Source organism: Arthrobacter sp. ISL-48 (assembly GCF_018613805.1).
In the GTDB taxonomy this organism is placed as follows: Bacteria; Actinomycetota; Actinomycetes; order Actinomycetales; family Micrococcaceae; genus Arthrobacter.
Window position 1 is genome coordinate 850,933 of the sequence record NZ_JAGGPL010000003.1, and the last position, 20,650, is coordinate 871,582.

18 protein-coding genes are annotated in these 20,650 nt (G+C 65.3%); 3 read left to right on the plus strand and 15 right to left on the minus strand.

From position 1 onward, the window contains the following. Positions 1–6: 6 nt before the first annotated feature. From J7E83_RS07765 to J7E83_RS07820, 12 genes are all read right to left on the minus strand, one after another. Positions 7–561 (minus strand): DUF3817 domain-containing protein, encoded by a 555-nt coding sequence (locus J7E83_RS07765; RefSeq protein WP_214960560.1) that lies wholly within the window; start codon positions 559–561, stop codon positions 7–9. Beyond that, positions 558–1,457: an SURF1 family protein gene (locus J7E83_RS07770; protein ID WP_214960563.1), complete on the minus strand. Its 900-nt coding sequence runs from the start codon at positions 1,455–1,457 to the stop codon at positions 558–560. Before J7E83_RS07770 ends, J7E83_RS07765 begins: the two co-directional genes overlap by 4 nt. A gap of 79 nt (positions 1,458–1,536) precedes the next feature. After that, on the minus strand, positions 1,537–2,025 hold the full coding sequence (locus J7E83_RS07775) for a PTS sugar transporter subunit IIA (RefSeq protein ID WP_214960565.1): 489 nt from the start codon (positions 2,023–2,025) through the stop codon (positions 1,537–1,539). 43 nt (positions 2,026–2,068) lie between these two features. Further along, the gene (locus J7E83_RS07780; RefSeq protein WP_214960567.1) at positions 2,069–3,808 is read right to left on the minus strand and encodes a glycerol-3-phosphate dehydrogenase/oxidase; all 1,740 of its coding nucleotides are present in this window, start codon (positions 3,806–3,808) and stop codon (positions 2,069–2,071) included. Between the two features lie 83 nt (positions 3,809–3,891). Next, positions 3,892–5,028 carry a GuaB3 family IMP dehydrogenase-related protein gene (locus tag J7E83_RS07785; protein WP_214960569.1) on the minus strand — a complete coding sequence of 379 codons (1,137 nt, stop codon included), beginning with the start codon at positions 5,026–5,028 and terminating at the stop codon, positions 3,892–3,894. 21 nt (positions 5,029–5,049) lie between these two features. Then, positions 5,050–6,909: an ABC transporter ATP-binding protein gene (locus tag J7E83_RS07790; protein ID WP_214960571.1), complete on the minus strand. Its 1,860-nt coding sequence runs from the start codon at positions 6,907–6,909 to the stop codon at positions 5,050–5,052. A gap of 34 nt (positions 6,910–6,943) precedes the next feature. Further along, positions 6,944–8,455 (minus strand): IMP dehydrogenase, encoded by a 1,512-nt coding sequence (gene guaB / locus J7E83_RS07795; RefSeq protein ID WP_214960575.1) that lies wholly within the window; start codon positions 8,453–8,455, stop codon positions 6,944–6,946. A 170-nt stretch (positions 8,456–8,625) separates the two neighbouring features. Further along, positions 8,626–10,761 carry an acyltransferase family protein gene (locus J7E83_RS07800; protein WP_214960577.1) on the minus strand — a complete coding sequence of 712 codons (2,136 nt, stop codon included), beginning with the start codon at positions 10,759–10,761 and terminating at the stop codon, positions 8,626–8,628. Between the two features lie 51 nt (positions 10,762–10,812). After that, positions 10,813–11,919, minus strand: coding sequence for an NAD(P)/FAD-dependent oxidoreductase (locus tag J7E83_RS07805; RefSeq protein ID WP_214960580.1), 1,107 nt, complete (start codon positions 11,917–11,919; stop codon positions 10,813–10,815). Next, a complete protein-coding gene (locus J7E83_RS07810) occupies positions 11,919–12,263 on the minus strand; it encodes a hypothetical protein (RefSeq protein WP_214960582.1) in 345 nt (114 codons plus the stop codon). Before J7E83_RS07810 ends, J7E83_RS07805 begins: the two co-directional genes overlap by 1 nt. 94 nt (positions 12,264–12,357) lie before the next feature. Next, positions 12,358–13,992 (minus strand): helix-turn-helix transcriptional regulator, encoded by a 1,635-nt coding sequence (locus J7E83_RS07815; protein ID WP_214960584.1) that lies wholly within the window; start codon positions 13,990–13,992, stop codon positions 12,358–12,360. A gap of 186 nt (positions 13,993–14,178) precedes the next feature. Further along, positions 14,179–15,702 (minus strand): ATP-dependent DNA ligase, encoded by a 1,524-nt coding sequence (locus J7E83_RS07820; RefSeq protein WP_214960587.1) that lies wholly within the window; start codon positions 15,700–15,702, stop codon positions 14,179–14,181. An 87-nt stretch (positions 15,703–15,789) separates the two neighbouring features. Between J7E83_RS07820 and J7E83_RS07825 the strand changes: the two genes are divergently transcribed. Further along, positions 15,790–16,392 (plus strand): dihydrofolate reductase family protein, encoded by a 603-nt coding sequence (locus tag J7E83_RS07825; protein WP_214960590.1) that lies wholly within the window; start codon positions 15,790–15,792, stop codon positions 16,390–16,392. Then, positions 16,392–16,991: a dihydrofolate reductase family protein gene (locus J7E83_RS07830; RefSeq protein WP_214960593.1), complete on the plus strand. Its 600-nt coding sequence runs from the start codon at positions 16,392–16,394 to the stop codon at positions 16,989–16,991. Before J7E83_RS07825 ends, J7E83_RS07830 begins: the two co-directional genes overlap by 1 nt. A 77-nt stretch (positions 16,992–17,068) precedes the next feature. Here J7E83_RS07830 and groL read toward each other — a convergent pair whose 3' ends face one another. Then, positions 17,069–18,679, minus strand: coding sequence for a chaperonin GroEL (groL, locus tag J7E83_RS07835; protein WP_214960595.1), 1,611 nt, complete (start codon positions 18,677–18,679; stop codon positions 17,069–17,071). A gap of 85 nt (positions 18,680–18,764) precedes the next feature. Next, positions 18,765–19,061, minus strand: a complete 297-nt coding sequence (groES, locus tag J7E83_RS07840; protein WP_050054380.1) for a co-chaperone GroES — start codon at positions 19,059–19,061, stop codon at positions 18,765–18,767. A 271-nt stretch (positions 19,062–19,332) separates the two neighbouring features. Between groES and J7E83_RS07845 the strand changes: the two genes are divergently transcribed. Continuing rightward, positions 19,333–20,250 (plus strand): DMT family transporter, encoded by a 918-nt coding sequence (locus J7E83_RS07845; RefSeq protein ID WP_214960597.1) that lies wholly within the window; start codon positions 19,333–19,335, stop codon positions 20,248–20,250. Between the two features lie 2 nt (positions 20,251–20,252). On the opposite strand, the gene J7E83_RS07850 is transcribed toward J7E83_RS07845, so the two are convergent. Beyond that, a complete protein-coding gene (locus J7E83_RS07850; RefSeq protein ID WP_214960599.1) occupies positions 20,253–20,639 on the minus strand; it encodes a hypothetical protein in 387 nt (128 codons plus the stop codon). Between the last annotated feature and the right edge of the window lie 11 nt (positions 20,640–20,650).

Below are 20,650 nucleotides of genomic sequence, written 5' to 3' on the forward strand. Positions count from 1 at the left end.
CAGGAGTCAGTACCGCTGTGGTGCCTGCGGGTTTGCAGCCAGCTCCGCCTCGACGTCGGTATGGAACTTCTTCTCCACAATGAAGGACAGGAACGGGATGACGCCCCCCAAGGCCAGCAGGATGAGCTTGGCAAACTGCCAGCGCATCAACGACCACAGGCGGAAGTTGGACATAAGGTACACGACATACATCCAGCCGTGGACGATCAGCACGGTCACCGAAACGTTCAGTCCGCCGGTCACGCCCTGGGGCTCGGCAGCGGCGAATCCCAGGCCGAACGGCTGGCCGGTGACGGCATTGGTGCCGCCGGCAAACAGGTACTGGCCGAAAGCGTAGCGTGCGACGAGCTCAGCGCAGAGCAGCAACAGCATGGCGCCGGTGAGGTATGCCATCACCTTGTAGAACTTCAGCGCCGACCGGATCTGGGCCGCGGTTCCGCCGAAACGGCGTTTCCTGCCGGCTTTGCCCGGGGCCTTTTCCGGATTTGTGCCGTTGGGCCCGGCGCCCTGGCCGTTTTCGTCGGACGGCTGTGCCTGCATGGCCGGTTTCGGTTCAATCATGGCTGTACCTCTTGTTGATTCTGATCGGAAGAAGGCTGTACTTGCGGGGTGCTGTTTCCGCGATCGTCAGGATGTCCGTCGTCGGGACTGCCGCCTGGCTCGTCGCCCGCCGCGTACTCCAGGTTGTCTTCGAGATCGCGGTGGTAGTCGTCCTTGACGAGGCGCCACCAGATGAAGATGGCGAAACCTGCGAAGACAACCCACTCCAGCGAGTAGAAGAGGTTGAGCCAGTTGATCTTCTGGGCCGGCGGCTGCGGACCGATGTTCAGGGGCTTCAGTTCACCGGCGACTGCCGCCGCGCCAACGTCGTGGCCGTCTGCGAGCTCGGACGCCGCGGCGATAAACCCGGGGTAGCTGCTCACGCCCCAGTCGTTGATCAGTTCCGCGACGGATACGGCCGTCGCGCGTCCGGCCCCCGGGTCCGTGGCTGGCACAGGAGCCTCTGACGGTAACAGCCGTCCGGTCAGTGCAACGGTGCCCGACGGCGGCGCGGCAGCTTCCGCCGGATCGGCCACCCAGCCACGGGCTACAGGGATCCAGGTCTGCGGGGAGGCGGCAGCGCCGCTGAGCACAGGTGCGCCGGTGACGGAGAAGGCCGAAACCACCCAGTAGCCGGACTCGCCGTCGTGCAGCCGCCCGGGGACCAGGACCTGCTTGGCCGGATCATACGATCCTTCAGCGGTAACCATCTGGTCCGCCACCGATCCATGGAAAAAATCGCCCGGCCGGAGCGTGTCGGTAAGCGCCTTTGCGTCCTCGGTGCCGGGGTTGACGGGAGTCTCTGGTTGCGTGGACCGCCCGAACTGCCATTGGCTCAGCAGAACGAACACCCCGGAAAGGGCAAGCGCGAAGATCAGGCCTGCGATCCATCGGGGCTTAAGGGCTGTTTTCCACACGTCTTAACCGTACTTCGTTCCTCTGTAGAAAAACTAAATGGGCAGGCGCTGCGCCGGACCAGGTTAGGGCAATGCTCTTTCAGTGGTCGAAGAACACGAGGCTGGAATTGATGAGCTCGGCAATCACTTCGGCGTCGTAGGCCCGCCGCAAGGACTCCCGGAAGGACTCCTTCGACAGTGAGCGTGCCAGCGTGGCCAGGACTTCCAGGTGGTCCGAAAACGAACTCGCGGGTGTGGCGATCAGGAGGATGACGTTCGCCGGGCCGTCGGTAGCGCCGAAATCCAGCGCATGGCCGTACTTGGTAATGCCGACGGCGATGGAGGTCCTGGACACGAATTCGCTGCGGGCGTGCGGGAGGCCGATTCCGCCCGGCAGGCCCGTGGCGAGCTGGTGTTCCCGCGCATTGACGTGCCCCAGGAATCCCGGCAGGTCCGTGACCCGCCCGGCTGCAAAAAGGCGCTCCCCCAGCTGTGATGCTGCGTCAGTCTTGTCCGATGCCTCCAGCTCCAGGATCACCATCTCGGGGGTGGTGAGCTCGGCATCGTACCGGTCAAGTGGTTCCGCCAAGGCGTGTCCCTTCAGTGAGGCAAGTAGCTGGTCCTTGAGCCCCTCAGCGCAACGGAACGATATCCTCCACGCCCAGGCGGGCGGCGTCGGCGGATACATCGTCCGGTTGCTGCTGGCTCAGCCGCTCCGCTTCGACGCGAGCAACGTAGTGCTTGATCTCGCTCTCGCGCTGCGCATCACTCCAGCCAAGGACTTCACCCATAAGCTTAGCGACTACCGGAACCGCCGACACACCACGGTCCCACGCCTCGATGGAAATCCGGGTCCTCCGCGTCAGGACGTCATGGACATGCCGGGCGCCCTCGTGCGTGGCCGCGTACACGGCCTCGGCCTGCAGGTAGTCGTCGGCACCGGGCAGCGGCTCGGCCAGGGCGGGGTTTTCGCCGATGAGGGCCAGCACTTCCGGCAGCATGGAGCCGTAACGGTTGAGGAGGTGCTCCACGCGGGCCACGTGTACCCCCGATTCCTCGGCTGTCCGGTTCCGGCGGTTCCAGGCTGCTTTGAAGCCATTGGCCCCCATGAGGGGGATGGTCTCGGTGCAGCTCGGCGGAACCCGCTCATCCATGGTCCTGGTTGCTTCGTCAACGGCGTCCCTGGCCATGACCCGGTATGTGGTCCATTTACCGCCCGCCACCACTACCAGTCCTGGCACGGGGTGGGCCACGACGTGTTCACGCGACAGCTTGGCGGTGGAATCATTCTCTCCGGCCAGCAGGGGGCGGAGGCCGGCGTAGACCCCCTCAACGTCCTCCCGGGTCAGCGGGCGCTTCAGCACCTTGTTGACGTGCTCCAGGATGTAGTCGATGTCCTTGCTGGACGCCGCAGGATGGGCCTTGTCCAGATTCCAGTCGGTGTCCGTGGTACCGATGATCCAATGCCGCCCCCACGGGATGACGAACAGCACGGACTTCTCGGTGCGCAAGATCAGCCCCACCGTGGACTGGAAGCGGTCGCGGGGCACCACCAGGTGGATGCCTTTGGACGCACGGACCTTCAACTGCCCGCGGTCCGTCACCATCGCCTGTGTCTCATCCGTCCAGACACCGGTGGCATTGATGACCTGCTTGGCGCGGACGTTGAACCGCGAGCCGTCTTCATGGTTGACCACCTTGGCGCCCACCACACGTTCACCTTCACGCAGGAAGTCCACCACGGACATCTGGTTCACGGCATGGGCACCGTAGTAGGCCGCCGTACGGACCAGGTTGGCCACGTATTTGGCGTCATCCACCTGGCCGTCGTAGTACCTGATGGAACCGACGAATGCCCCGTCCTTCAGGCTGGGCGCGGCGCGCAGCGTCCCGCGGCGGGTCAGGTGCTTGTGGAAAGGCACACCGCGGCTGTGGCCGCCGGTGATGGACATCGCGTCGTACAGGGCGATCCCCGCGCCAACATAGGGCCGCTCCAGGAACGGCCTGGTCAGGGGGTACAGGAACGGCACCGGCCGGGCGAGGTGCGGTGCGAGCACGGAAAGGATCAGGCCCCGCTCGTGCAGGGCCTCCTTCACCAGGGCAAAGTCAAGCATTTCGAGGTAGCGCAGGCCGCCATGGATCAGCTTGGATGACCGCGAGGACGTGCCCGCCGCCCAGTCGTTGGCCTCCACGATTCCCACGCTGAGCCCACGGGTGACAGCGTCCAGGGCCGCCCCCGTGCCCACGATGCCACCCCCAACAATGAGGATGTCCAGTTCCCTGCCCGGCTCGGAAGTGGCCCTGAGCCGTTCAATCGATGTTTCCCTGGCCGCAGGGCCAAGGGCCCCACTGTTGTTTGGAACACTCTTCATCGAACGCCTCCATTGCCGGGTGCCGGTAGTAACCCAGACTACTTCGTTGCCGCACGGTTGGGCAGGCTGGAACCGGGTGGTATTCAGTTGCCGGCGTAGGGCGACACCACGACGTCGACGCGCTGGAACTCCTTGAGGTCCGAATAACCAGTGGTGGCCATCGAACGGCGGAGCGCACCGATGAGGTTGGACGTTCCGTTGGTGTGATGGCCTGGTCCGAAGAGCACTTCTTCAAGCGCCCCGACGGTGCCGACGTTGGCCCTGTCGCCACGCGGAAGCTCCAGGTGGTGGGCCTCCTGGCCCCAGTGCCAGCCCTTGCCCGGAGCCTCTTCCGCCCGGGCCAGCGCGCTGCCCAGCATCACGGCGTCGGCGCCCATGGCGATTGCCTTCACAATGTCGCCCGAGGTGCCCATGCCGCCGTCGGCAATGACATGGACGTACCGTCCGCCGGACTCGTCCATGTAGTCCCGGCGGGCGGCGGCGACGTCGGAAATGGCGGAAGCCATAGGCGAGTGGATGCCCAGGGCGCGTCGCGTGGTGGTGGTGGCTCCCCCGCCGAAGCCCACCAGGACCCCGGCTGCTCCCGTCCGCATCAGGTGCAGTGCCGGCGTGTAGCCGGCCGCGCCGCCAACGATGACGGGGACGTCAAGCTCGTAGATGAACTGCTTGAGGTTCAGGGGTTCATGGTCCTTCGAAACGTGCTCGGCGGACACCGTGGTTCCCCGGATCACGAAAATATCGACGCCGGCGGCCACGACCGTCTTGTAGTGCTCCTGGGTGCGTTGCGGGGTCAAAGACCCGGCCACGGTGACGCCGGCGGCCCGGATCTCCGCGAGGCGTGAAGTGATGAGTTCGGGCTGGATGGGCGCCCGATAGAGCTCCTGCATGCGCCCGGTCACGGCGGGGCTGTTGGTCTCGTCCTCCAGGGCGCCGATCTCGTCCAGGACCGGCTGCGGGTCCTCATAGCGGGTCCAGAGACCCTCGAGGTCCAGCACACCGAGGCCGCCCAGGCGGCCGAGCGCTATGGCGGTCTGCGGCGACATGGCTGAATCCATCGGGGCAGCGATGACGGGCATGTCGAACTTGTAAGCGTCGATCTGCCACGAGACGGAAACATCTTTGGGATCGCGGGTGCGACGGTTAGGGACAATTGCAATGTCATCCAGGGAGTAGGCACGACGCCCACGCTTGCCACGGCCAATCTCAATCTCGTAAGTCACTGCTCTAGGTTATCCCAGTGTTCAGACGCCCTCGGATTCGTCTACCGTGAGCTGGGATTCGAACATCCTGAAGTACCGCCCCCTGAGGGCCACCAGTTCCCGGTGGGTGCCCTGTTCCACGATGCGGCCGTCCTCCAGCATGTAGACAATGTCGGCCTTCTCGATCGTCGCGAGCCGGTGGCTGATGGCGATGATCGTGCTGTTGCGGTCGGCGAAGAGCCGGGTGAAGATCCGGTGCTCCGCCAAGGCGTCGATGGCCGAGGTGGGTTCGTCCATCACCATAAACGATGCATTCCGGTAGAAGTTCCTGGCCATGGCGAGCCGCTGCCACTGACCGCCGGACAACCCGCTGCCCTTCCGCCCGCGCGGGTCCTCCATCCAGTTACTGACGTGGTTGTCCAGGCCGTTGGGCAGCTTGTTGATGAAGTCCAGGGCTTCCGCATCTCCGGCGGCGCGGCGGATCAACTCATCGTCCCGGGGTGATTCGACGTCTCCGAAGAAGATGTTTTCGGCGGCGGTGGCGAACTCGTACTTGAGGAACTCCTGGCTCAGCACCGCCAGGTGGCGGTGCCAGGAGGTGACATCGACGGCGGCGAGGTCCACGCCGTCGAGCATCACCTGGCCGGAATCCGGCCGGTAGAGTCCGGCCAGGATACGGATCAGGGTGGACTTTCCGGCGCCGTTCTCACCCACAATGGCGATGTGCTGCCCCTGGCGGATAGTCATGCTGATGCCGCGGATCACCTCGATGTCACTGCCCGTATACGTGAAGCGGATGTCCCGGAGTTCCACGGCCTTCGGGGCCTGCAGCAGGGGCGGGGCGTGAAGGGAATGCACTGGCAGGGCCATGAACAGCTCATAGTCCTTGAGGTTGGCCAGATCCTCGTCGATCGAGCTCAGGGAAGAGACGAGGTTATTGGCGGTGGACAGGGCGCGGCTGACGATCTGCTGGACGTACAGGAACTGCCCCACCGGCTGGGCGCGGGCAATGATCTGTCCCACCACCCAGATCAGGGAGACCACCTCGGCACCGTACTGCAGAGCGTCGGCTGCAAGCTGTTTGGGGATATAGCGTTTCTGGAAGTCGAGGCGGCGGCGCTCATCCGCGTCGCGGAGCCTGGACCGGAAATCCATCAGATAGCCCACGATGCCGTAGAGGCGCATCTCGGCGATGTGCTGCGGCCGGAGGAGGTTGGTCTCGATCATCCTGCGCTGGCGTCGGGAGTCAACCTGCGTGTTCCAGTGGGCGATCTGCTCCCGGGACAGTTTGAACTGGAGGTACACACTGGGCACGATCGCGACGAGGACGATGACGGCGATCCACCAGCTGACCAGCAGCAGGGCGCCGATGGCAAGGATGACGGAGACCAGCTGGGTGAAGATGGCCGCGATGCGGTCCAGGACCCGTGCGTAGGAATCGGAGAAGCGCTTGGCGCGGTCGTACAGGTCAACAGTCTCTTTGTCGTCGTAGCGCCAGAATTCGAGCGCCAAGAAACGTTCATACATCTGGTCGCCAACGATGGCGCCCACCTTGAAGCTCATGAGCTGCTGGATGTAGCGGTCCACGCTGCTGAAGGCACCCCAGAAAAGTCCCAGGGCGGCAGTGATGATGACGTAGACGATGGCCTGCCGGCCGGCCGCGGCATCGCCGGCGTAGGCCGCCGCGAGCGCCGTCGTGGTGAGCGAGGCGAAGTAGGTGGTGACCAGCGGCAGCAGTGCCGAGATCAGGGAACCAACAACCTTCATCACCACCGCGGCCGGAGACGCCCGGAAGCTGACCCGCAAAATCTGGGCTACGGCACGCGCGTACGGCCGGACCGCCAGCTTCCGTTTGGAATCCGGCCTGGGGTTAAGCCCTGAGGGGTGCCGCGCTTCGGACATGGATTCAGCCTAGTCCGGGGCGCGGCACAGCCACTTAGCGCGAACCGTAGTTCGGCGCCTCCACCGTCATCTGGATATCGTGGGGGTGGGACTCCTTGAGCCCGGCCGGAGTGATGCGGACGAACTTGCCGCGGGCCTTCAGCTCGGGAATGGTGGGGGAACCGACGTAGAACATGGTCTGGCGCAGCCCGCCCACCAGCTGGTACGCCACCGAGGCCAGCGGGCCGCGGTAGGCAACGCGGCCTTCGATGCCTTCCGGGATCAGCTTGTCGTCACCGGACACGTCCGCCTGGAAGTAGCGGTCCTTCGAGTACGAGGTGTTCTTGCCGCGGGACTGCATGGCCCCCAGCGAACCCATGCCGCGGTAGCTCTTGAACTGCTTGCCGTTGACGAAGATCAGTTCACCCGGGGACTCGTCGCAGCCGGCCAGCAGCGAGCCGAGCATCACGGTGTCGGCCCCGGCGACCAGCGCCTTGCCGATGTCGCCCGAGTACTGCAGGCCGCCGTCGGCGATGAGCGGGACTCCGGCAGGGATCGCTGCCTTGGCTGATTCGTAGATTGCGGTGATCTGGGGAACGCCCACGCCGGCCACTACCCGGGTGGTGCAGATGGAGCCCGGCCCCACGCCCACCTTGATGCCGTCGGCGCCGGCGTCGATCAGGGCCTGAGCGCCTTCACGGGTGGCGGCCTGGCCGCCGATGATGTCCACGTGCGCGGCGACAGGGTCCGACTTCAGGCGGCGGATCATGTCCAGCACACCCTGGGAGTGGCCGTTGGCGGTATCAACGAACAGGGCGTCGACGCCGGCGTCCACGAGTGCCATGGCGCGCTCCCAGCCGTCCCCGAAGAAGCCGATGGCGGCGCCCACCCGGAGGCGGCCCTCTTCATCCTTCGTGGCCAGCGGGTACTGCTCGGCCTTGGTGAAGTCCTTGGTGGTGATGAGGCCCTTGAGCCGGCCCTGCTCATCCACGAGCGGAAGCTTTTCGATCTTGTTGGTGGCCAGCTTATGGGAGGCTTCCTCCCTGCTGATGCCCACGTGGCCGGTGACCAGGGGCATCTTGGTCATGACGTCGCTGACGAGCCGCAGCGGGAAGTCGGACTCCGGCACAAAGCGGGTGTCGCGGTTGGTGACGATCCCCAGGAGGCGGTTGCCATCGTCGACCACCGGAAGCCCTGAGACGCGGTACTGGGCGCAGAGCTCGTCGAGTTCCTGCAGCGTTGCCTCAGGACGGATGGTCAGCGGGTTGGTGATCATGCCGGATTCGCTGCGCTTGACGCGGTCCACCTGGTCGGCCTGGTCGGCGATGGACAGGTTGCGGTGCACCACGCCCAGACCACCCTGCCGGGCCATCGCGATGGCCATCCGTGATTCTGTCACGGTGTCCATGGCGGCCGACAGCAGCGGAGTCTCCACGGTAATCCGCTTCGAGATCCGCGAGGAGGTGTCGGCGTCGGACGGGATGACGTCCGTATGCCCCGGCAGGAGCAGGACGTCGTCGTAGGTCAGGCCAATGAAGCCGAAGGGATCGTGCTCGGGCTGGGTCATGAGTGCGCCTCTTACCTTGGGTATTCGTTCACGGGTAGGGGTTGCAACTGATGACCAGCCCGTCATTACGGGACTGGTCCGTGCAGAAAGTGTTGAATAAATATTAGAACCTCGGCGCCGATCCCCCTATTCCGCGGCCGCAATGTGAGCAACGGCACCCGCGGCCGGCATCAGGTCCAGCCAGTGGCAGCCAGGAGCCGCTGTTCAAACATCGGGATCATGCTCTGCACATAGGTCTTGGTGAGGTGGTTGTCGTCCTTGTACACGTACACGTTGCCCACCACGGCCGGGCAGGTGCCATCGGCGCAGATGAAGTCGCTCAGGTCCATGAGGTGGAGCCGGTCTGCCCCGCCGCGGTAGCTGTCCAGCGGCGAGGACTCTGCCAGCGACTCGTTCAGCGGCGCGTTGCATTCCGGCGCGTCCGCACCGTTCTTCTGGACGCATTCAGGCATGTTGATGCTGAACCGCGGGTTGTCCCGCACCCCCACCACGTCCATCCCGGCGTCGGTGAACTGGCGGATGCCGTCCAGGTAGCCGGGAACTTCGGTTTCAAACGGTGCTTCTGCGTGTGTCAGCGACGCCACGGTGAACACGGCGTCGGGCCGGTGCTCCATGACGTAGTCCGCACTGGCGCGGTTGAACGCGTTGCAGTCCTGATCCCGCTCGGGCGATTCCGCGCCGAAGCGGCAGTTGCCCTTGAGCAGCGTCACCACTTCCCAGCCGTGCCGTTTGGCGACCGGGCCCAGGGCGGCCATGTACTGCTGCGCGTGCGAGTCGCCCAGCACCACGATGCGCTTGGTTACGTTCTCCGGCCTGGTGTTCTGCAGGCAGCCGGACAGCAAGGGATCCGAAGGGACATTTGCGTCAGTACACAGTCCGTCGATGTCTGCCCATTCCTTCTTCATGGCGGCCGGCGCAGGGATGATCCGTGCGGCCGGAGTGGGTTTGCCCGCGTTTTCCGGCGCCAGCGCCGCAGCGCCCGGAGTCAGCTCCCGCGGCTGTGCAGCTGCCGCAGCTTCTTCAGCCGTGATGCTTGTCTGCCAGAGCGCGACGGGGCCGGCCAGGACCGCACAGCACGCGGCAACCACCACGGCGGTGCGCCGGGTCCGCAGCTTCGGCCAGTGCCATTCGCGCAGCGGCTTTTCGACAAAACGCGTGGTGAGGACCGCCAGGACGATCGACAGCCCGACAACGCCCAGGCCCTGGCCGATGCTCGGTGACGCGATGCCGGCGCCAGCCAGGGCCAGGACCAGTACCGGCCAGTGCCACAGGTAGAGGGCGTAGGAATTGTCCCCGAGCGCCACCAGCGGCCTCCAGCTCAGCAGCCTGTCCACGCCGAATCTGCTCCCGCTCTGGCCGGCAACGATGATGGCGGCGGAAGCGAGGGTCGGCCAGAGTGCGATGTAGCCGGGGAAGGACCGGTCAACCGTCAGCACCAGGCCGCAGGACACCATGGCGGCAAGCCCTGCCCAGCCCAGCACGATTCGGAGGGCCTTGCCTGGCCGCAGGTATGGCACACTCAGGGCCAGCAGCGAACCGAGCGCGAACTCCCACAGCCGGGTCCTGGTGTCAAAGTAGGCGTAGGCCTGGTTGGTGGCCGTCTGCTCGATTGAGAAGAGGAGGGAGGCGATGAAGATGCCAGCGAAGGCGACGAGCAGGACGAACCGGTAGCTGACGTCCCTCCCGGGGAAAATGCCGGAGAAAAGAAGACGGCGGCGGCCCTGCAGGAGCCGCCACACGAGGGCGGCACCTGCGAAGATGAGCGGCCACAGGATGAACACCTGTCCCTGGATGGACAGGGACCAAAAATGCTGCAGCGGGCTGGCGCCGGAGTGGTCCTGCGCGTAGTAGTCCACCGCGGTATCAGCCAGCAACCAGTTCTGCCGGTACAGCAGTGAAGCCCAGGCCTGGTCCAGGATATCCGGCCAGCGGCTCTGCGGCAGAATCAGCCAGGTGCCGGCGAGGACACCCAGGAGAACCACGACGGCGGCGGGCAGCAGCCGCTTAAAGAGGTGCAGCCAGTGCGGCAACAGGTTGAAAGACTGCCCGGCTTCGACCTTCCGCACGAAGGAGAGGGTCAGCAGGAAGGCCGAGATCAGCAGGAAGACGTCCACGCCGCCGGACACCCGTCCCAGCCACACGTGGTAGGTCACCACCATGAGGACGGCGAGCGCCCGGAGCCCCTGGACCTCCGGGCGGAACGTCGGTTTCCGCCCGCCGGGGTTTTCGGAGGCACCGCCAGATGCGGCCCTGGTACTCGGAAACGACACGAATGACCTCTCACAGCGGGTAAGCAAAGCCTCCATGCTACCCATCCGTATTTTCGAAGGCCAATCAGCGAAGGGTGGCCCGCAGGCTTAGGTGGAAGCTGCGGCGGCCTGGCGACTGACGGAATCCGGCATTCTTCCGGCCAGGTAGCGGGCATCGCGGCACGTACCCGGAATCGTGGCCGACGTTGCCGCGTACAGGAATTCCTGTCCCAGGAAGAACAGCCCGGGGGAATCAAGCGCAACCCCGCGTACCTGCCGCGGCAGCCCGCCGTCGTCGAGAAGTGCCGGATCGATCCAGCTGAAGTCATCCTTGAATCCGGTGCACCAGATCACGTTCGACACGTCCAGACGGGTCCCGTCCGCCAGGACTGGCAGCCCGTTCTCCACCCCGGCAACCCGCGGTACGAGGCGCACGCCGGCAGCTGTCAGGTCCTTGGACTTCGTCCGGATCAGGGGTGCGGCGTGCATCTTGAAGGACGGTGCCACCTTCCGCCCGATCGGAGTGCTGGTGGTCAGGACGTGCGACCCGACGAACCGCACCACCGGCAGGACGTACCGTGCGGCGGTCCGGCCATGCTTCACCGGAAGCTCCCCTCCGGGCTTTCCCGCCACGATCGTCGGATGCGTCCGGCACACTTCGATGCCAATCTCTGCCCCCGAGTTTCCCAGCCCGACGACCAGGACTGGACCTTCCTGGAGCTGCTCAATGTTCCGGTAATCGCTGGAATGGAGCTGGACGATGGAAGGCGCCAGTTCCGCCGCAAAACCAGGCACCTTCGCCGCCTGGCTGCAGCCCGTGGCCACGACGACATTATGCGCCTCCCAGCGCTGGCCGTTGGCGGCGGCCATGAAGCGGCCCCCTTCACGCCACAAGCGTTCGACACGGATACCGTTAAGGACGGGAAGGCTGAATTTTGCGGCATAGCCTTCAAGGTAACCGGCCACGTCATTCTTACTGGGGAAGGACAGCCTATCCGCCGGGAACGGCGCCCCCGGGAGTCCGTCGTACTTGGCTGGGGTAAACACCCGGAGCGAATCCCACCGCTGACGCCAGGCGTCTCCGGCTCTCGGGTTGGCATCCAGGATCAGGAACTTCCGCTGTTGTTTGTTCAGGTAATAGCCCAGGGCAAGGCCGGCCTGCCCACCACCGATGATCATGGTGTCCAGCGTTCCGGTTGCGTCGTTGTTGTTCATCACAGCTCCCCTTTTTCACTTATGTGGATTCCTACGGCTGAACCTTCCCCGTGGACTGCCGTTCCGCCGTCGCTCCTGGTGCTGGCAGTCTGCCTGTAACGCAGCCACCACGCAAGCATCAGCGCGGACGCCAGAACGTAAGCCATGTGGAGGGCCCAGATGGGACCGGCCGGCAGGTTGAAAACATAGACGGAATGAACGGCATTGGCCACATTGCTCAAGACCAGGTTCCCCGGACTGTAGGACGCCAGGTCCCGTGTGCGCGCGGCTTTCACCAGCATAGGGAGCATTCCTAAGGCAAACAGCACCGTTGAAAGGGTGCCGGCAAGGACTGGAAGGTTCATGCTTTGAGGCTACGGGCGGGGCCCTGCAGTCCGCGTCGGCCAAAACATGTAACTGTGCCTGGCACCTTATGGGTATTTATGTGCAGGGAGGCCCTTATCCCGCCAGTCCGTGCTCGAACGCATATCTGGTGGCTGCCGCCCGTGAGGAAAGCCCGAGCTTCAGGAAGATGTTGCTGATGTGCCGGGCCACGGTCTTTTCACTGAGATAGAGCTCAGCCGCTATCGCCCGGTTGCCCGCTCCGGAGGCAACGAGCCGGAGCACTTCCGTCTCCCTCGGGGACAGCGGCCCCTTGTTGCCATCGGCTCCTTCCCGCATAAGCGACGCCGCCCAGGCGGCGGCCGGCGCTGCGCCCAGTTCCAGGAACTCTGTGTGGGCGGCCTCTAAATCCATCAGTGCCGAGGGTTCATCGCCGAGGGCGCGGCACGCCCGCCCTATCAATACCCGGCAGCGCGCGGCCTCGTAGGGAACGCCGAGTTCCAGCCACAGCTTCCACGCCTCCCGCAGGGCTTGTGAAGCACCCACTGCGTCGCCTTCCGAGAGCCGGACCTCACCTTCTGCCTGGCCAGCAACCGCGCGGACCATGGGCATGGGGCATTCCCGAGCAAAGGCAGCGAGCTCGTCGGCACCCCGTCGTGCCGCCTCCACGTCGGATGCGGCGAGTTCGATCTCTACCAGGGCAGGCAGCAGATGGCGGCGGGTGGCGGCGTCCGCGACGCCGGCAGCCCTGCGGACCATTGACTGCGCCTGCTGCACATCTCCGCGCGCCAGAAAGAGGAGTCCAAGGCCAGGCTGTGGCTCATAGCCGCTTCGGGCCGCTTCCCGGTAGGAATCCGCTGCCGCATCCAGGTTGCCCATGAGCCGCTGCACTTCTCCCTGCTGGTAGTAGCCGCCGTAAAGGGCCTGTGGATCACCCTTGGTGGAACGTCCTTGAGCTATGGCCGCCGCCGCCAGCGCCTCGGTCCAGGCTCCGTGCAGCCGGAAGAGCTCGGCACGGTGTGACTGGCACTGGCCGCTGAAAAGTACCATGTCGGGGCGGGTACGGCACCAGCGGTCAAGTGCCGCCGTCCATTCCAGCGCCCGTTCCAGATCGAAGGCCAGGTGGCAGTTGCCAATGACTGCGCAGTAGACAATTCCTGACGGGACCGCGGACACTTCTCCCGCTGTCACGGCCACCATAACCTCGTCGAACATCCTGAGGCCCTCGTCGTTGCGCCCCAGCATGAGGGTTGCCTGGCCTGAACCTATGAGGGCCAACGCCGACACGTCTTTGTCCTGGAACCTTTGGCCAAAGTCAGCAACCTGGGCGAAGACTTCCAGGGCGCCGGCGGGGTCACCGCCGTACAGCTTGCCCAGGCCCACCGGAACGAGCAAGAGCCCCTGGACGGAGTCCGGCCCGTCCAGCTCGTCCGAAAGCCTTTGCCCGCGAGCGAACCATCCTCCGGCGCGGGACACCTCCCCCAGATGCATCAATTGCATCCCCATCCAGCCGGCGCACCGGGCGGCTCCAACGATGTCGCCGACAACCAGGTACTCTTCGTGGGCGCGCGTAAGGGTCTCCAGGCCAGAGTTCGTGTCCCCGGTCAGGATCTCCGCGGTTGCCAGACGTTCAAGGTCCGGTGCCGGCAGTCCGCCCAGCTGGTCGGCGTCGCGGAAGTTCTTGAAGGCATCGGTCCAGCGGCTCTCGCGGAACGCTGACCGGCCCTGGTCAATGCCAGTCTCAGCTGTCATCTGGCCTCCTTTCGGATACCACGCCAGCCTGCCGTCGTCGCGCACGGGACGCGACCTACTTAAGCGCCACGGTACGCCCGCTGAAGAAAGGGCACAAGCGGGCCGCAGGTGCCTCGCTGACCTGAATCTGGTGCCACCTCCAGCGTGTCCGATACGGTTGTCTTCGAAGGATTCTTCCGCTTCCGGCTACGACCGGAGCAGCCCGCGCAGCGTCTGGATGGTGTCAGCCTCCGCAGCCGTCTTGTCGTCGCGGTAACGCTTGACCCGTGCGAACCGCAGGGCGATTCCGCCCGGATAGCGTGAGGACTGCTGCACACCGTCGATCGCGATTTCGACGACGGTGACCGGCTCAGTCCAGACGGTGCCCGCCGTACGCCGCACCTCGAGCTCCTGGAACCGCTCGGTCTGCCAGCGCAGCAGGGCGTCAGTGAGGCCCTTGAATGTCTTGCCCACCATGACGTAGCCGCCCGGTTCGCCGAAATCGCCCGTCGGGTCGAGGGCTCCGAGGTGCAGGTTCGACAACAGCCCAGTGCGCCGTCCTGACCCCCATTCGCAGGCGAGCACCACCAGGTCGTAGGTGAGCACCGGCTTCACCTTGATCCAGTTGGAACCGCGCCGGCCAGCCGCATAGGCCGATCCGACCGCCTTCACCACCACGCCCTCATGGCCCGCGGCGAGCGCATCGTGCGCCACCCTTTCAGCAACGGCCGCATCCGCCGTGATCTCCCCCGGGATCCGGTATGCGGGAGCGATGCGCTCGAGCACGCCGATGCGCGTCGACAGCGGCTCCTCAAGCAGGTCGCGCCCGTCGATGTGCAGCACGTCGAAGAACCACGGATGAAGGACCGTAGCGCGCGCCGCGTCCGCCCCGAACCGTGCCATGGTCTCCTGGAACGGCCGCGGGCCGCCGTTATCGTCGAGGGTGAGGGTCTCGCCGTCGAGGATCACAGCGCGCACCGGCAGTCCACGCACCACCTCCACCACCTCGGGCAGCCGGTGGGTCACCTCGGCCAATGTGCGGGTGTAGATGCGCACGTCGTCGCCGACCCGGTGCACCTGGATGCGCGCCCCGTCGAGCTTGTATTCCACGGATGCCTCCCCCGTGACTTCCAGCGCGGCGGCGGCGCTGGATGCGGTTGCGGCGAGCATGGGCTGCACGGGACGGCCGACGACGAGGCCGACAGCGTCCAGCTGGGCCGCAGCGCCCGTGAGCGCCAACAAGGCGGTACCGCCGAGATCACCGGAGAGCATGGCAGCGCGGCGTACGGCGTCGACGGGCCGATCGGCGGCACGGGCAACGGCGTCGGTCAGCACCCCCTCGAGTGCACCGGTACGCAGTTCGCCGAGCAGCACGCCAGCGATGAAGGCCTGCTCGCGTTCGGTGGCTGCCGCCGTAAGCGTCCGAAGAGTCGCGGCGCGCTCCGCTGCCGATCCAGCGCCTGCTGTAACGAGCAGCCGGTCCAGCGCAGCATCGAGGTCGGCGACAGTAAGAGTGGGCTCAGCGGCTGGCTTCCCCATGGCCGCTGACATGCCGCGCCAGCCAACGCCCACCCGGCCTTGGCGCGGCTTTGCGGTCAGTAAGCCGACCGCCGTCGGAATTTCCCCGGGTTCAAGCCGGCGCAGCAAATCGGCCAGCGCATCAACCTTCGCGAGCCGGGAGCGGGTGGACGCGACGGCATCCGTGGTTCTCACGAGCTCCTCGAGCAGCATGGCACCAGTCTGCCACGCCGGCCCGGCACAGGACGCGAGTATCCGCCAACGCTGGACAGCTCCGGAACACGGTTCCAGACTGGAGCAATGGGAATCATCGTCGCGAACCTGTTCATCACCCTTGACGGCGTCTACCAGGCACCCGGCGGCCGCGAAGAAGACATCGAGGGCGACTTCGCCTTCGGCGGCTGGCAGGCGCCGGTGTCCGATGACGAGGCCGGCGCGGCCATCGGCGCGGAGATCAGCCGCATCGACGCCCTGCTTCTCGGCCGGAAGACCTACGACATTTTCGCAGCATACTGGCCGCACCAGTCCGATGAGATCGGCGGCACGCTCAACCGGGTGCCCAAGTTCGTCGTCTCCAGCAGCCCGGCCGATCCGGGCTGGGCGGGCACAACAGTGCTGCCGGATGCCGCGGCCGCGGGCCGGCTCCGCGAGGAGTACGACCAAGTGCACATGTTCGGCAGCGGCGTCCTCATCCGTTCACTGCTTGCGGCAGACGTGATCGACCGCCTCCACCTCTGGCTCTATCCGATCACCCTCGGCGAAGGCAAACGCCTCTTCGACACCGGGACCATCCCCGCCTCCTTCCGCCTCGCCGAGCCTGCGCGCACGTTTCCGAAGGGTGCTGTGTCGCTGGTCTACGAGCGCGCAGGCGATGTCCAGACGCAGGACATGGCGGGCGCGTAATGGTCAAGGTCGTCGCAGCCATCACCACGTCTGTCGACGGCTATATCACCGGACCCGATGACGGGCCCGGGAACGGTCTGGGCACGGGCGGGGAGCGCCTGCACTACTGGGTGATGGGTGGCCCGTGGACCTACGACGGCGGACACGACTTTGGGATGCACGGCCCCGACAAGGATTTCTACGACCAGCTCGAAGCGGGCATGGGTGCTGGCATCGTAGGCCGCGGCATGTATGACGCCGCGGGGGCATGGGGAGGGACGAACCCGTTCGCCGGCCCGCTGTTCGTACTCACGCACCGCGTGCAGGACCAGCCGGCGGCAGCGTCCGGGTTTACGTTTGTGTCCGGGCTCGATGAAGCCCTGAGGCGGGCCTCCGGGGAGGCGGGAGGCAAAGACGTGTCGATCGGCGGCGGCGCGGATGTAATCCGGCAAGCGCTGGCCGCCGGCCGGGTTGACGAACTGGTGCTATCTACGGCACCGGTGATCCTCGGCGCCGGAAAGCGTCTTTTCGACGGCTTTGATCACGACTTCCACCTCGAAATTGTCAAAACTGTCAGCTCGACGTTAGCTACGCACGTGCATTACGCGGTCAAAAGGTAGGCCACTACTTCCACCGTCACACAGAAAGAACCGGTCCAGCAAATGCTGGACCGGTTCTTTCTGTGTGACGGTGGGGACTAGTGGCTGTGGCCTGCGTGCTCGTCTTCTTCAGCAGGCTTTTCCACCACGAGGGTCTCAGTGGTGAGAACCAGCGCAGCGATGGACGCCGCGTTCCGGAGGGCCGCGCGGGTGACCTTGACGGGGTCGATGACACCGGCAGCGATCAGGTCCTCGTACTCGCCCGACTTGGCGTTGAAGCCGTTGTTGGTTTCGAGGTCGGCGACCTTTGCCGTGACGACGTAGCCGTCGAACCCGGCGTTCTGGGCAATCCAGCGCAGCGGCTGGACCAGCGCACGGCGGACGATGCCCACCGCAGCAGCAGCATCGCCGTCGAGCGCCTGGACGGCCGGATCCTCGTCGAGGGCCTTCAGTGCGTGGATCAGGGCAGAACCGCCGCCAGCCACGATGCCTTCTTCGAGGGCGGCGCGGGTGGAGGACACTGCATCTTCGATGCGGTGCTTCTTTTCCTTCAGCTCGACCTCGGTGGCTGCGCCGACCTTGATAACGCCGATGCCGCCGGCCAGCTTGGCCAGGCGCTCCTGGAGCTTTTCCTTGTCCCAGTCGGAGTCGGTGCGGGTCAGCTCGGCGCGCAGCTGGGAGACCCGGGCTGCGACGTCTTCTGCGGAACCTGCGCCGTCAACGATGGTGGTGTTGTCCTTGGTGACCGTGATGCGGCGGGCGGTACCCAGCACCTCAAGGCCAACAGTATCCAGGCTCAGGCCCAGTTCCGGGGAGACAACCTGTGCACCGGTGAGGGTGGCGATGTCCTGCAGCATGGCCTTGCGGCGGTCGCCGAAGCCCGGAGCCTTGACGGCAACCACGTTCAGGGTGCCGCGGATGCGGTTGACGATCAGCGTGGACAGTGCCTCGCCGTCGACGTCTTCAGCGATGATGAAGAGCGGCTTGGAGCTCTGCAGAGCCTTCTCCAGCAGCGGCAGGAAGTCCTGAACCGAGGAGATCTTGCCCTGGTTGATCAGGATGAGGGCGTCCTCGAGGACTGCTTCCTGGCGCTCTGCGTCGGTGACGAAGTACGGGGACAGGTAGCCCTTGTCGAACTGCATGCCTTCGGTGAGGACCAGTTCGGTCTGCGTGGTGGAGGACTCCTCGATGGTGATCACACCATCCTTGCCGACCTTGCCGAATGCCTCAGCGAGGAGCTCGCCGATCTCGTCGCTCTGGGCCGAGATGGCAGCAACGCTGGCCACCTGGGTGCCTTCGACGGGGCGGGCGTTCTCGAGCAGGCGGGCAGCCACGGCCTCAATCGAGACCTCGATGCCGCGCTTGATCTGGCCGGGAGCAGCGCCGGCAGCAACGTTGCGCAGGCCTTCCTTGACCAGGGCCTGGGCCAGCACGGTGGCCGTGGTGGTGCCGTCGCCGGCAACGTCGTTGGTCTTGGTGGCTACTTCCTTGGCCAGCTGGGCGCCAAGGTTCTCATACGGGTCATCGAGCTCGACCTCGCGGGCGATGGTGACGCCGTCGTTGGTGATCGTGGGCGCTCCCCACTTCTTGTCGAGTACGACGTTGCGGCCGCGGGGGCCGAGCGTCACCTTGACAGTGTTGGCGAGCTTGTCGATACCGGCCTCAAGAGACCGGCGGGCAGCGTCGTTGAACGCAAGCTGCTTAGCCATGGTTTTGTCCTTTCGGAGACAGAAACCCCGCGCTGCTGACAGCGTCAGACAAGTCAGACGGAGTCAGCGGCGCGGGGTCCAAGAGTTACTTTACGACGATCGCCAGAACGTCGCGGGCGGACAGCACGAGGTACTCGGTGCCGCTGTGCTTGACTTCGGTTCCGCCGTACTTCGAGTAGATAACGACGTCGCCTTCAGCAACGTCGAGGGGAACGCGGTTGCCGTTGTCGTCAAAGCGGCCGGGGCCTACTGCGACAACTTCGCCTTCCTGCGGCTTCTCCTGTGCGGAGTCCGGGATGACCAGGCCGGAAGCCGTGGTCTGCTCGGCTTCGAGCGGGCGGACAACAATACGATCCTCAAGAGGCTTAATAGAGACCGACACTCGGACCTCTCCTTTTCGTCAGCAAATTCATGGACTGGAAAGCTGTGGCACCTGGCTGGCAAACCGTCGTCGCGGTGCCGGCAGCAGCCTGGCTGGCAGCTCTTCATGTATTAGCACCCTCCTAGGGAGAGTGCTAATGAAGACTCTATGTAAGGGGTTAGCACTCGGTCAAGGCGAGTGCCAGCATTTCGTCTTCGGCGAACCCTGGTCCGGGTACCGGCCGGAGAACGTCACTCTGAATCCAGCAAGGCTTCCGGTGTAGATTCGAGCCGTGAGAGCGTCCGTTTACCTAACTCTGGCAGCGCTGTTCTGGGCAGGAAATTTCGTGGTGGGCCAGGCTGCCGTTGCTTCCATGACGCCGCTTGACCTCACCTTCTGGCGTTGGGCGCTGGCGGCCCTGCCCTTGCTGGTCCTCGCCCACTTTGTGGAGCGCCCCGATTGGTCCGCCGTGCTCCACCGGTGGCGGGTTCTTTTGCTTCTGAGCGTCTTGGGCATGACCGGCTACGCACTGCTGCTCTACAGCGCACTGGAGCACACGTCGGCGCTGAACGCCTCGCTTATCGGCGCCGCCAACCCGGCGCTGATTCTGGTGATGGCCGTTGCTTTGCTGGGTGACAGGCCGCCTCCCCTCAGCTGGTTCGGCATCGGCCTTGGCCTGGTGGGTGTGCTCCTGGTCCTCACGGGCGGAGATCCCCGGCGGCTGCTGGGCTTCGGCGTTAACATCGGGGAGCTGCTGATGCTTGTGGCCATTACCACTTGGGCGTTGTACACCATCATTGCTCGGCGGCTGAATCTCCCTGTCATCACCGCCACGGCAGTCCAGGTGGCAATGGCGGTGGTAGTGCTCGGCCCCGTCGCAGTCGCCTCTGGTGTCCGGTTTCCGGCAACAGCGGCCGAAGGATGGTCGCTGGCGTACATTGCCTTGTTCCCCTCGGTGGGCGCCTACCTGCTGTGGAACCTCGCGCTGAAAACCACGACGGCGGCCAACGCCGGAAACTACCTGAACCTGATCGCTGTGTTCACCGCCGTCGTTACCCTGCTTTTAGGCAAAAGCATCACCGTTCCGCAGATCCTTGGCGGAATTCTAGTGATTACCGGCGTCCTGCTGACTGGCTTCAGGAAGCGGCCCACCGACAAGCCGGACGATACGGGCGAAGCACCCAGCGTTCCGTCCGCCAGACGGCCCTGACCTCAGCGTCCCGCGAGGTCGTCGAAATCCACGTCCTCGTCGCCTTCGTTGCCGTCCTCGGGCCCGGTGCCGCGCTTGAGGTAAAGCACCACCGCGCCGCCCGCGGCGGCCAGCAGGGAAACCACCAGGAGGATGATGCCGCCAATCCGGGCGCCAGTGTAAAGGCCCCTGATGTCCCGGGCCTCGTCCGTGGCGTCCTGGATGTTTTTGCCACCCACGGAGTAGACAGTGGCGTTGAACGTGTCCAGGAAGAAGATAATCACCAGAAGCGCAATGCAGACGACGGCTACTGCAGCCCCCGCGATCAGTGCCGGCCGTGCGAACTTCACCAGGTCCGGATTCGTGGATCGGGGCTGTTCGGACGGCTGGGTGCCTGCACTGTCTTCCATGCGTTCAACCA

What these genes read in the sequence shown, in the direction of transcription:
- J7E83_RS07765 (WP_214960560.1), bottom strand. Translation starts at nt 561, where the DNA reads ATGATTGAACCGAAACCGGCCATGCAGGCACAGCCGTCCGACGAAAAC.
- J7E83_RS07780 (WP_214960567.1), bottom strand. Translation starts at nt 3,808, where the DNA reads ATGAAGAGTGTTCCAAACAACAGTGGGGCCCTTGGCCCTGCGGCCAGG.
- J7E83_RS07790 (WP_214960571.1), bottom strand. Translation starts at nt 6,909, where the DNA reads ATGTCCGAAGCGCGGCACCCCTCAGGGCTTAACCCCAGGCCGGATTCC.
- guaB (WP_214960575.1), bottom strand. Translation starts at nt 8,455, where the DNA reads ATGACCCAGCCCGAGCACGATCCCTTCGGCTTCATTGGCCTGACCTAC.
- J7E83_RS07800 (WP_214960577.1), bottom strand. Translation starts at nt 10,761, where the DNA reads ATGGAGGCTTTGCTTACCCGCTGTGAGAGGTCATTCGTGTCGTTTCCG.
- J7E83_RS07805 (WP_214960580.1), bottom strand. Translation starts at nt 11,919, where the DNA reads ATGAACAACAACGACGCAACCGGAACGCTGGACACCATGATCATCGGT.
- J7E83_RS07810 (WP_214960582.1), bottom strand. Translation starts at nt 12,263, where the DNA reads ATGAACCTTCCAGTCCTTGCCGGCACCCTTTCAACGGTGCTGTTTGCC.
- J7E83_RS07815 (WP_214960584.1), bottom strand. Translation starts at nt 13,992, where the DNA reads ATGACAGCTGAGACTGGCATTGACCAGGGCCGGTCAGCGTTCCGCGAG.
- J7E83_RS07820 (WP_214960587.1), bottom strand. Translation starts at nt 15,702, where the DNA reads ATGCTGCTCGAGGAGCTCGTGAGAACCACGGATGCCGTCGCGTCCACC.
- J7E83_RS07825 (WP_214960590.1), top strand. Translation starts at nt 15,790, where the DNA reads ATGGGAATCATCGTCGCGAACCTGTTCATCACCCTTGACGGCGTCTAC.
- J7E83_RS07830 (WP_214960593.1), top strand. Translation starts at nt 16,392, where the DNA reads ATGGTCAAGGTCGTCGCAGCCATCACCACGTCTGTCGACGGCTATATC.
- groL (WP_214960595.1), bottom strand. Translation starts at nt 18,679, where the DNA reads ATGGCTAAGCAGCTTGCGTTCAACGACGCTGCCCGCCGGTCTCTTGAG.
- J7E83_RS07850 (WP_214960599.1), bottom strand. Translation starts at nt 20,639, where the DNA reads ATGGAAGACAGTGCAGGCACCCAGCCGTCCGAACAGCCCCGATCCACG.